This is a genomic window from Priestia sp. MDV22-iso46 (assembly GCF_058629175.1).
Genome location: NZ_JBZVWT010000001.1, coordinates 1,777,807 through 1,789,770 on the forward strand (window position 1 = coordinate 1,777,807; position 11,964 = coordinate 1,789,770).

11 protein-coding genes are annotated in these 11,964 nt (G+C 39.1%); 6 read left to right on the forward strand and 5 right to left on the reverse strand.

All coding sequences use genetic code 11. The features are described 5' to 3' along the window. Position 1: 1 nt before the first annotated feature. Positions 2–1,696, reverse strand: coding sequence for a DUF6583 family protein (locus AC4NPH_RS09140; protein ID WP_097813258.1), 1,695 nt, complete (start codon positions 1,694–1,696; stop codon positions 2–4). A 516-nt stretch (positions 1,697–2,212) separates the two neighbouring features. On the opposite strand from AC4NPH_RS09140, the gene AC4NPH_RS09145 reads away from it, so the two are divergent. After that, on the forward strand, positions 2,213–2,530 hold the full coding sequence (locus AC4NPH_RS09145; RefSeq protein ID WP_013055888.1) for an iron-sulfur cluster biosynthesis family protein: 318 nt from the start codon (positions 2,213–2,215) through the stop codon (positions 2,528–2,530). A gap of 55 nt (positions 2,531–2,585) precedes the next feature. On the opposite strand, the gene AC4NPH_RS09150 is transcribed toward AC4NPH_RS09145, so the two are convergent. Beyond that, positions 2,586–2,903, reverse strand: coding sequence for a hypothetical protein (locus AC4NPH_RS09150; RefSeq protein WP_013055887.1), 318 nt, complete (start codon positions 2,901–2,903; stop codon positions 2,586–2,588). 15 nt (positions 2,904–2,918) lie between these two features. Then, complete coding sequence (locus tag AC4NPH_RS09155; RefSeq protein ID WP_013055886.1) at positions 2,919–3,389, reverse strand: MarR family winged helix-turn-helix transcriptional regulator; 471 nt, start codon at positions 3,387–3,389, stop codon at positions 2,919–2,921. A 160-nt stretch (positions 3,390–3,549) separates the two neighbouring features. On the opposite strand from AC4NPH_RS09155, the gene AC4NPH_RS09160 reads away from it, so the two are divergent. Continuing rightward, complete coding sequence (locus AC4NPH_RS09160) at positions 3,550–5,220, forward strand: alpha-keto acid decarboxylase family protein (RefSeq protein ID WP_098315169.1); 1,671 nt, start codon at positions 3,550–3,552, stop codon at positions 5,218–5,220. A 52-nt stretch (positions 5,221–5,272) separates the two neighbouring features. On the opposite strand, the gene AC4NPH_RS09165 is transcribed toward AC4NPH_RS09160, so the two are convergent. After that, positions 5,273–5,992 carry a DUF554 domain-containing protein gene (locus tag AC4NPH_RS09165; protein WP_013055884.1) on the reverse strand — a complete coding sequence of 240 codons (720 nt, stop codon included), beginning with the start codon at positions 5,990–5,992 and terminating at the stop codon, positions 5,273–5,275. 163 nt (positions 5,993–6,155) lie between these two features. Then, the gene (nagE, locus tag AC4NPH_RS09170) at positions 6,156–8,033 is read right to left on the reverse strand and encodes an N-acetylglucosamine-specific PTS transporter subunit IIBC (protein WP_053486989.1); all 1,878 of its coding nucleotides are present in this window, start codon (positions 8,031–8,033) and stop codon (positions 6,156–6,158) included. A gap of 327 nt (positions 8,034–8,360) precedes the next feature. On the opposite strand from nagE, the gene nagA reads away from it, so the two are divergent. The 4 genes from nagA (at position 8,361) to AC4NPH_RS09190 (ending at position 11,890) form a co-directional block, all read left to right on the forward strand. Continuing rightward, positions 8,361–9,545 carry an N-acetylglucosamine-6-phosphate deacetylase gene (gene nagA, locus AC4NPH_RS09175; RefSeq protein ID WP_013055882.1) on the forward strand — a complete coding sequence of 395 codons (1,185 nt, stop codon included), beginning with the start codon at positions 8,361–8,363 and terminating at the stop codon, positions 9,543–9,545. A 2-nt stretch (positions 9,546–9,547) separates the two neighbouring features. Continuing rightward, positions 9,548–10,279 carry a glucosamine-6-phosphate deaminase gene (nagB, locus tag AC4NPH_RS09180; protein ID WP_029325042.1) on the forward strand — a complete coding sequence of 244 codons (732 nt, stop codon included), beginning with the start codon at positions 9,548–9,550 and terminating at the stop codon, positions 10,277–10,279. A gap of 144 nt (positions 10,280–10,423) precedes the next feature. Further along, positions 10,424–11,149 (forward strand): GntR family transcriptional regulator, encoded by a 726-nt coding sequence (locus AC4NPH_RS09185; RefSeq protein ID WP_013055880.1) that lies wholly within the window; start codon positions 10,424–10,426, stop codon positions 11,147–11,149. Between the two features lie 15 nt (positions 11,150–11,164). Continuing rightward, positions 11,165–11,890, forward strand: a complete 726-nt coding sequence (locus AC4NPH_RS09190) for an SIS domain-containing protein (protein WP_053486988.1) — start codon at positions 11,165–11,167, stop codon at positions 11,888–11,890. Positions 11,891–11,964 lie beyond the last annotated feature (74 nt).

The following is an 11,964-nucleotide window of genomic DNA, read 5'->3' on the forward strand; positions in this document are numbered from 1 at the left end:
TTTAGTAACCAGCGGTTCCCATATTCATCATGAGACCTTGAACATTTTTAGCGAAATTTTCTTGAATCGACAGCATATCTTCAGGCGTTACATCTTTTACGTTTGTTGCATTAGATGCGTCAAGCTCTGGAATAGTTGCTGATTTTTTTAATTGAGAAGCAGAGTCAATTTTTAACGTAACGTTTGCCGGATCTGCTTTTGGTCCTATCTTTGTACGAATATCAAACGAATAATCTGCTTTTCCTTTTGAAGCACTTATTGCTTGATTCTGCTTTACTTCCCCGTTTACTACTAGATCTTCTTGATCACCTAAGTCTAAAGAGAAAGTACGGTCAGCCGTTTGTTTCGCATCGGTTTTACCATTGATTACCGAATTCATTTTAAACGTCATATTCGTGTCTTCATCTTTTGAATCTTTTGTTAACAAATGAATAGACATGTTTTCTTTTCGTTTTTCACTTTCCGTTGTTACGTCATTTTTCATATCAAACGTAAACGCATCATCGGTAGTGCTATCCGCTAGAACTGCTTTAAACTGCTTAGCCATTTTGTTATCTTCATACGGAATATTTTTAGTCACCACGTTAAGTTTACCTTTATCGTTAGAAGCATTTTTTACGCCCATGTTCATATCGCGAGCTACCACAACATCATCTTGAACGTACACAGTTGATTTCACACCGCCAGGGTAAGTCGTATCTTTTGCTTCTTTTTGGAAGTCTTGAAGACTTTCTTTTACTGATTTTTTCAATTCTTTTGGATCTGCCATATCTTTTAATTCTGGATTCGTTGCTGCCGAAGATTTAAACAGCTTAGATACGTGATTTGCATAGATGGTATGAAGCTTGTCATCTTTTGCTACTTTCGCAATAAGCTTATCCATAAATTGTTTTGTTTCTTTATCAGACATGTTAAGCGTCACGCTTGTTAACTGAAGCGTTTTGCCATTTGTTTTATAATCCACATTTTTTTCTTTTGTAAAATAATCGCTGTCTAACTCATCATAAATGAACGTTCCGTACTCTTTTGCAATGTAGGCCTTTTCTTTTTCCGTTAACTTTAAGTCTTCTAAACTCACATTGCTTGTGTTAATATCAAGCGTTTCAGGACCAGAATAAGAAGGATCGAACTTACGCGCTACCTGTCCATATTCGTCTAAGTTTAAATAGAAATATTCATTTGCTAGAATCGGGGCTTTAAAGCCTATTCTTTCTTTCGTTTGAAAACCTTCTAGGTCAAGCGCTTTTGAACCGCCGATATTAAGAGCCAGTGAACCGTATCCTTCACTTTTTTTCGGATCTTGTTCCACTTTAATTTTAATTTCAGCTTTACTGATAAGATCTTGAATCATTTTAAAGCTTGGATCATACGAAAGTGAATCCATGTTAAAGCCGCCTTTGATAGTAGCATTTGTAGCAGAAGGCTGCTTCATCGCTTTTTCCTGATAAGCCATCGTTTCACTGTACTTTGTTTCTAATTCATCAGCTGCTTTTTGATACGTATTTACTTCAGAAATTAAGTATAATTGCTTAGGAGATTTTTTAAATACCGTAGCAAATGTAATTGCCCCTCCAATAATAACAATTAAAGCTGCTAAAATGATAATCCATTTAGCCGGCGCTTTTTTGGGAGCGGGCGCTGTTTCTAGCGAAGCCGCTGTTTCGTCTGTTGTTCTGTTTTGATCTTTCTCACTCATCTACACCAGAACCTCCTATGTATTTTGTTAGTCACTTTGTACATGATAAGGAATGGTTTCCATAAATTCTACTATTTCGACAAAATAAGACAATAATTAGTCCGATAAACCGATGTCTTTCGGTGCAATATCGTGTGCAAAGTACTATACTTAAGTACCCAATATATTGAAAATAAAACCAATTATTCAAAACTATCTCAATAACTATTAAAATAGGTAAATGACTTAACTTCTTATTTTTTTACAACATATTCCTATTTTTAAGCATTTACACCTAAGAATTACGAATCGGCGTTTTTCTATAGTCGATCTCTTTTTCATTTAATCACATACAGGTGATATCTATGTACGTCTTTATGAAAAGATGATAAAAAAGCAGCGTTTTGTTCTAGTTCGAAAGGGAAATAATAAATATAAGAAAGCTTTTTTCTTGCCGGTGATATAAAAATCGAATAAAGTATTGTTAAATATATTTTACACAATTTAATTTGAGGATAGAAAAAGGAGGATATCATTATGAATATACGCGTCACTCCTTCTGCAAAAGAAGCGTTGCAGAACGTAGAACAAAATCAAATGATTCAGCTTTCTTTTGATCGAGGAAGCTGCGATATTGTTAATACAATTTATGAAATGAAGATCATCTCAAAGCGCAGCCTTCAACCCTACGAAAAAGTTGTAACGGTTGAAGACTTAGAATTTATTGTTGATGATGACATGGAAGAAGTATACGACAATGAGCTGGTGATTGATCACGCAGCAGGTGCTTTTGTCTTCAAAAATCACAACCAAATTTTTAATAACCGCGTAGGATTGCGCTATATCAATTCATAGAAAAAAAGCAGGGAACTCCCTGCTTTTTTCCTTGCATATATTAGGAAACTCGCTTCTATCGATTGACCTTTAACCGCTCTTGGATAAATAACAACACGTTCACAAGGCTATTTTCTTCATATACATTCACCTGCTGACGCTTAAATTCTCCTTGTTCATGGTAGTAAACAATATCTCCGGTCCCTTTATCTTCATTCATATGTAAATGAAAACTAAGCGGCGTTGCCAAAATAGATCCGTCTTCATCTCGCTGAAGAATTTGACAAAGCGTTTGATTCCCTTGTTTTTCAGATAAAAAGTCATAGCCAAATTGGCGTGCTAACTTCTCCACTTGTGCAGCAATAAGAGCTGTAATCTGTTGATTGTCTTTCATATCTCTAGTTTCTCCTTACTTATTTTCTTTTTTTATATTCCATGCTTCATAGCCGGAACGAGTTTTTGATAGTTTTTCCATAATATCGAACCACGCTTGTTCATGACCTTCACCAGCTTCAGAAAAAATAGCCGATAACTGCTCACGCTGTCGATTACTTAATTCTTTTTCTAATTCCCGTCCTTCATCCGTCAAAAACAGCTGCTTTACTCGACGATCATGCGCTGCTTCTTCACTAATCATTAATTCTTTTTCAACCAATTTTTTCATTGGACCGTGCAGCGCTTGTTTTGTGACTTCTAGCAATGCCAACAGCTCGTTCACACTAAGTCCCGGAAACCTCGCAATGAAAAATAAAATACGATGATGAACGCGCTGAATTCCATACTTTTGAATAATTTGATTCGGCTCCTCCGTAAACGTTTTATAGGCAAAATAAAATAAAGCCAGCACATCATTCATTTGCTGCTTCTTATTTTCGTCCATTTATGTCACCTGCTTTCTCTACGCTCTGAGTATCTTCTTATCAGTATACTATATTCTGAACTTATAGCACTAAAGGTCAATATACTTGACTAAAAAAACTTATTCTTCTACACTGTATTTAAGTCAACTATGTTGACATATTATTTTGAGGTGATGAAGTATGAGTAGCAACTATACGATCGGACATTATTTATTAGATCGTTTAGCCGAATTAGGTGTTCACCATATGTTTGGTGTACCTGGCGATTATAATTTATCTTTTTTAGATGAAGTCATTGATCATAAAGAAATAGAATGGATCGGAAATTGTAATGAGTTAAATGCAGCTTATGCTGCTGATGGCTATGCAAGAGTTAATGGAATGGCCGCGCTCATTACAACATTTGGTGTCGGTGAATTAAGTGCTGTTAACGGTATTGCAGGATCTTACGCTGAACGTGTACCCGTCGTTAAAATTACGGGAACTCCTACAACAAATGTAATGGATAATGGTTTGTACGTTCACCATACGCTTGGAAACGGAAAGTTCGATCATTTTTCAACTATGTATAAAGAAGTAACTGTAGCTCAAACGTTCCTTACACAGGAAAATGCAGCTCAAGAAATTGACCGCGTACTTCTTACATGCTGGACTGACAAAAGGCCTGTTCACATTAATTTGCCAACCGACGTATATGATAAGCCTATTAGCAAACCCTACAACTCATTATTAGACAGTGCCATTTTAAGTAACGAAGAAACATTGAAACAAATGATAGTAGACGTTCCCGAAAGAATCAATTCAGCCAAAAGGCCCGTTATACTGGCAGACTTTGAAGTAACTCGATACAGAGCACAGAAAGCTTTGCTGCAATTCGCTGAGAAAACCGGTTTTCCTGTTGCAACATTAAGTATGGGAAAGAGTGCTTTTAATGAAGCACACCCTCAGTTTATCGGTGTTTACAACGGAGATTTAAGTTCTTCTTATGTGCAAAAACGTATAGATCAATCAGATTGCATCATCAGCGTTGGAGTAAAATTAACGGATTCAATAACAGGCGGATTTTCTCACCAATTTTCAAAGGACAATGTTATTCATATTCACCCATTTTCCGTTCAGTTTAACAGCACAAAATATGCACCTGCTACAATGATTGATTCTTTACACGCATTAAGCAGTGCAATTACAAAAAGAAAAGCGGAAGATTTGGATATTCTTTCTCTCACTTCACAGATAGCTGCTAAATCATATACTGCAGCTGAAACCGAGATAACGCAAGAAAGGTTCTTTGAACGAATTGCTGCTTTCCTTCATGAAAATGATGTACTGTTGGCGGAACAAGGAACATCTTTTTTCGGAGCAGCAACCATGCCGCTGCCAAAAGACACAACATTTATCGGCCAGCCGCTTTGGGGATCTATCGGCTACACACTCCCTGCTCTTTTAGGATCACAGCTTGCCGACAAAAACCGACGCAACGTATTGCTTATCGGCGACGGTTCATTTCAATTGACAGCACAAGAGCTGTCAACTATGCTGCGTCAACATATTAAACCGGTAATTTTTCTAATTAATAATGACGGCTATACGGTAGAACGTGCGATTCACGGCGAAAATCAAGTATATAATGACATTCAAATGTGGAATTATCAAGAGCTTCCCGCTGTGTTAGGCCCTAAAGACCGGAGTATAACTTTTAAAGTTCGTACAGAAATAGAGCTGGAGGAAGCTTTAATATTGGCCGAACAGAATTATCAACATCTCGTATTTATTGAAGTTATGATGCACCGAGACGATAAACCTGCTCTGCTTGCCGAACTTTCAAAACGATTTGCAAATCAAAACGTATAAGCTAATAACTGTAACACAAAAAGCTTGTGAGTCATGCTCACAAGCTTTTTCCTCATAAAAAATATGTATGCTGTACAACTACAATCACAACCGCAATTAAAATCGAAGGCAATAAATTAGCAACTTTGATTTTAATAATTTCTAATAAATTAATCCCTATTGCTAAAATTAACACGCCGCCTACTCCTGTTACTTCGGCAATGATACTATTCATTAAATCTTGCGGCACGACCGCATTAATTTGCGTAGCAAATAACGAAATGATGCCTTCGTACAGAAACACGGGCACCGCTGAGAAAATAACGCCTATTCCAAGCGTAGTGGTTAATAATAATGAGATAAATCCATCCATCACCGCTTTCGTAAACAATACGCTGTGATCGCCTCGTATTCCGCTGTCTAATGCTCCTACAATCGCCATCGCTCCAATAACAAAAATTAAAGTTCCTGTCACAAAGCCCTGTGAAATACTGAATGCTTGCTTTTCGTTTTGCTGCGATTGAAATTTCCGTTCAATCATATTACCTAAAAGGTTTAGCTTTTCATCTAAATCGATGAACTCACCAATAACCGCTCCAATGGCTAAGCTCAAAATTACAATTAAAAACTGATGGCTTTTAAAGCCCATTTGCAGACCGAGCGTGATAACCGATAAACCCATCACTTGCATCACCGTCACGCTTACCTTTTCAGGAATGCGGTGAGCAAGCTTGCCCATTAATGTTCCTACAACAATCGCTAATCCATTCACTAATGCTCCTATAATAAACATGTTGTCACCTTTACTGCAAATAATACCGCTTCTTTTTTCATTTGCTCTACTTCCTCTCTGCTCCGCACTAGCTGTATCAAACACACTAAATTTTAACACAAAATTCTTTCAATTATGAAAAAAAGAAAAAAAGCATAAGCTCAGACGAGCTTATGCTTTTTTATTAAAATGTAATAACGTCTTTTGTGCCTTGCTTTTGGTAGCCTGTTTTTAACAGCTTCACTTCTTTATCTGCAGGCAAATTGGTAAATACAACTGGTGTCACAATCGACGGTGCATGCTTTTTAACATACTCTAAATCCACTTTTAAAAGAGGCGTTCCTTGTTGAACGCTGTCCCCTTCTTGAACAAGCGCTTCGAATCCTTCTCCTTTTAAATTCACCGTATCTAATCCAACGTGAATCAGGATTTCAATTCCTTCTGCTGTTTTTAATCCAATCGCATGTTTTGTTGGGAATACGGTCATCACTTTACCGTCAATCGGTGATACGAGCGTTCCTTCAATAGGTTCAATCGCAAAACCGTCGCCCATCATTTTTTGTGAAAACACTTGATCTTCTACTTCACTAAGCGGCTTTACAACGCCTTCAAACGGTAACACAAACTCTGTGTGTGCGTCTGCTTGGACAGCCTGTTGTTCAACAGGTGCAGCGGTTGACGCTGTGCCGTATTTAACTAATTGATTCATTGCGTCTGCAACAAACTCTACTTCTGTTCCGACAATTACTTGAACATTTGTTTTGCTGAGCTTCATGATTCCTCTCGCTCCGTGACGCTTTAAGGCAGCTTCGTTAATGTTGCCGGCATCAGCTACTTGTAAACGAAGACGAGTCGCACAGTTATCAATTACGGTTAAGTTTTCTTTTCCGCCTAAATCTTCAATAAAATAAGACGCCATATCCACATATTTATCGCCTGTTGCAACAATTGTTTCGTTTGATGTGTCTACTTCTTCATCATCTTCACGTCCCGGTGTTTTTAAATTTAATGCTTTGATCAGCGTGTAGAAAATGACAAAGTAAATGACTGCATACACAATTCCAATTCCTGCTAACAGCAGCGGTTTTTGTGAAATTCCGTAGTTTAAGAAGAAATCAATGGCCCCTGCTGAAAATCCAAATCCAGCGTGAATACCAAGTGCAACGGCTAAAGCCATCGAAATTCCCGTTAAAACGGCATGAATAACGTATAATAGCGGTGCTACGAACATAAATAGAAATTCAATTGGTTCCGTAATTCCCGTTAAAAAAGAAGTAACAGCAAGTCCGATTAACATACCGCTGACTTGTTTGCGTTTTTCTTTTTTAGCTGCTGCAACCATCGCAAGCGCAGCTGCCGGTAAACCAAACATCATAACCGGGAAGAATCCAGACATAAATGTTCCTGCCGTTGGATCGCCTTTAAAGAAGCGGTTCAAATCTCCCGTTACGCCGTGATAGTCTCCGAATACAAACCATACTAAGCTGTTTAACACGTGATGCAGTCCAATTGGAATCAACAGACGGTTTAAAAATCCGTATATACCTGCACCAAGCGCTCCTGCTCCTGTAATCCACGTTCCTAAGTTGTTAATTTGATCTTGAATCGGCGGCCAGATAACCCCAAAGATTCCTGCAAGCGCGAGCATAACGACTGACGTAATAATCGGTACAAACCGCTTTCCTGCAAAGAAGCCGAGCCACTCTGGCAGCTTAATGGCTGAGAAACGATTGTATAGTAAACCAGCCGTTACCCCCGAGACAATCCCGCCGAGTACACCCATGTTAATATCTTTATCAATAGCTACAGTCCCTTTTGTTAACACAAAATAACCGACCACTCCGGCAAGTGCTGCTGCACCGCTTCCATCTTTTGAAAGCCCTACAGCAATTCCGAGTGCAAACAGTAGTGCTAAATTCGCAAAAATCGCATCTCCGGCTTGAGCCATAAATGGAATATCCAATAAGTCCTTTTGACCCAAACGAAGAAGCAATGCCGCAGCAGGTAATACTGCGATTGGCAGCATAAGCGATTTACCAATACGTTGTAAAAAATTCAGCATGTTTCTATCCCCTTTGTATAACGTATTTAACCCGATGTTACGAGCAAGGATTTTCGTAACAATATTTATCGGATGACAAGTTACCGCATTCATCCCGGCCTATGATTACATCATCAGCTGACATAACGGCGGTTTTACTGCATGGACTCATACTAGCACATAAAATATATAGTTGTCTATACCAATTTTCTTTTTAAAAACCTTTCTATATCAATGTTAAAAGCCCTTACAAAACTTTCTAGTTCACAAAAAAAAATCAACTGGTCTAGACAACTATTCCAAAAAGCGTTACACTTAAATCAATACAACGAGCAAAGGAGTGTATGTATGGATACACATTCATCCATCATTATTTATAATGTAACCGTTTATAGTGAAAATCAGACATTAAAAAATGGGTATATTAAACTAACGAACAAAAAAATCACTGAAATCGGAGAGATACATCAATACGTACGTCAGCCAAAAGACCATGTAATTGAACTTTCTCCTTCCTATAAAGTGATTCCGGGTGCCATTGATGTGCATATTCATGGCGTTAACAATGCCGATGCGATGGACGGTACAGCAGAAGCATTAAAAACAATGGCGCGCACGCTCCCAAAAGAAGGTACAACAAGCTTTTTAGCAACCACTATGACGCAGTCGAATGAAGCGGTTGAAAAAGCGCTTCGCAATGCCGGCACTTATATCGAAGAGCAAACAGATGCGGATGCTGAAGTAGTTGGTATTCACTTAGAAGGTCCGTTTATTTCACCGAAACGTGCGGGCGCACAGCCGCCTACTCACATTCAAGATCCGAATGTGACACTGTTTCAAGAGTGGCAAAAAGCAGCCGGAGGACATATTAAACTTGTTACATTAGCTCCGGAGCAGCCAAACGGCTTAGCGCTTACTTCTTATTTAAAAGAAACAAACGTCGTCGCTTCTATTGGCCATTCCGACAGCACATACGATCAAGTTGGTGAAGCCATCGAAGCAGGAGCGTCTCATATTACGCACTTATATAACGGCATGCGCGGTCTTCACCATAGAGAGCCGGGCGTATTAGGGGCCGCGTATTTGAGAGATGAATTATTTGTAGAGCTGATTACAGACGGCATCCACTGCCGACCTGAAATGGTCAAGCTTGCGTACGATCAAATTACAAGTGAACGCATGATTCTTATCACGGATTCTCTTCGTGCCAAATGGCTAAAAAACGGTACGTATGATTTAGGAGGGCAGCCTGTTCACGTAAACGACACAACCGCTACACTTGCAGATGGAACATTAGCAGGAAGCATCTTAAAGATGAACGATGCGATTAAAAACACGATGAGCTTTACGAACTGTTCATTAGAAGACATCGTAAAAATGACTGCTGAAAACCCAGCAAAACAGCTTAATCTATTCGATACAAAAGGAAGCATCAAAATTGGAAAAGATGCGGATATCGTGGTGTTAAATGAAAACTTAGATGTTGAAATGACATTTTGCCGAGGCACATTGAGCTTTAAAAAGGAGGACTAACAATGAATATCATCCAAGTGAAAAATTACAGTGAAATGAGCGCAAAAGCAGCTGATATGCTGATTAGCAAACTTCATGAAAAACCAAATATGAATCTGGGACTTGCAACGGGAGGCACGCCGAAAGGATTATATGATCGTTTAATTCAAGATCATAAGGAGCACGGCACGTCTTACAAACACGTTACTTCATTTAACTTAGATGAATATGTCGGAATGAAGCCGCAAGATCCAAACAGCTATCACTACTATATGGCAGATGCGTTATTTAATCATATTGATATTGACGTAAGCAACACGCACGTTCCTAACGGCCTAGCTGATACGCCTGAAGAAGAATGCCGCCGCTACGATGAAATGATTCAAAATCACGGAGGCATTGACCTTCAGATTCTTGGAATCGGCCAAAACGGACATATTGGCTTTAACGAACCTGGTACGTCATTCAACTCTCCTACTCATATTGTGACGTTAGAAGAGTCAACGCGAAAAGCGAATGCGCGCTACTTTAATTCTCTTGACGAAGTGCCTACTCAGGCTATTACAATGGGAATTGAATCGATTATGAAAAGTAAAGAAATTTTACTGCTTATCTCCGGGGAAGCCAAAGCAGAAGCGATGTATCAGCTGCTTAACGGAGAAATCACAGAAGACTTTCCTGCTTCTATTTTAAAGAAGCATCACTGTGTTACAATTATTGCGGACCAAGAAGCTTTAGCTAAAGTGAGCCTTTGAAAGAATAGTCAAGTAGGCTGTCCCGACTATAATCAATCCGTCTTTATGAAAGAAAGGTGTCTGGCTATTAGTTAGAGTATATATAGATAACATACCTCCTCGTCTTTTTTAGATGAGGAGGTTTACATAAAGGAGAGAACTTAAGTGATTGATAAAAGCTCACCTCTTCCGATTTATTATCAAATTGAAGAACAGTTGAAAAAACAAATTGAAAACGGAGAGTTAAAACCAAATGATTCGCTTCCTTCTGAACGAGAGTTTGCAGAACGATTTGAAATCAGCAGAATGACCGTTCGCCAAGCGATTAACAATTTAGTAAACGACGGTTATTTATACCGTCAAAAAGGCCGGGGCACCTTTGTGTCTGAAAAAAAACTGGAGCAGCAGCTCGTTGGATTAACGAGTTTTACAGAAGATATGAAAGCGCGCGGAATGGTGCCAAGCAGTAAGCTGCTGAGCTTTGAAATTATTGCGGCTTCAGAAAAAATTGCCGAGCAGCTGCAAATTTCTCTTCATGCACCTGTTTATGAAATCAAGCGTATTCGTTTAGCTGACGACGTGCCAATGGCGCTTGAAAGCGTGTATGTATCCGCTAACTTAGTCAAAGGCTTAACAGAATCCATTGTTAATGACTCGCTCTATCGCTATATTGAAGAAGAGCTCGGGCTGAAAATTGGCGAAGCCAATCAAACGTTAGAATCCATTTTAGCTTCTGAAACCGAAGTGAAGCATCTTGGAATCAGCTCATATTCACCCGTTCTATTGATTCAAAGAAATACGTATTTGCAAGACGGCACGCCGCTTGAAGTGGTGAAGTCTTCGTACCGAGCAGACCGCTATAAGTTTACGATTAACATGACACGATCTTAACTAAGGAGTTTTTTTATGTCTAGTTTATATCTACAGGAACTAACAAAACTGCTTGCCAAAGTGGAGGCGCATGAACAGCAGGCAATAGAATCCGCAGCCGAGAAAATTTCACAGCAATTAGCTTCTCATCACCTCATTCATTTATTTGGGTGCGGTCATTCTCATATTTTAACGGAAGAAGTGTTTTACCGGTCCGGAGGGCTTGCACCGATTCATCCTATTTTTGCAGAAGAACTGATGCTTCATAAAGGAGCTTCGCGCTCTTCACAGCTAGAGCGTAAAAACGACTATGCCTCCACCTTTATGGAAAAAGAAGATATCGTACCAGGCGATATCATGATTGTGATTTCTACGTCGGGCGTAAATCCCGTTCCGATTGATGTGGCTTTAATTGCAAAAGAAAAAGGCGCCTTTGTTATCGGGCTTACCTCTCCTTCTTATGCCACGAGTCGGGCTTCGCGACATAAAAGCGGAAAATACCTTCATGATGTCGTGGATCTTGTAATCAATAATCACATTCCAAAAGGAGACGTTCTTCTTCATCAGCAAGACATTTCCTTCGCTTCTGGTTCTACTGTAATTGGAGGCGCTATCTTAAACGATATCCTATCTAGAACCATTCAAAAACTGCTCAGCCGCGGCATCACGCCTCCTGTCTTTTTAAGCGGAAACATGGAAGGTTCAGATGAACATAACCAGCGGTTGATTGATGCTTACAAAGGAAGAATTACTGCCCTATAACAGCCCCTGCGGCTGTTTTTTTGCAAAAAAAAAGATGCTTGAAAGCATCTCATCAAAGTCGGACTGTACGATTT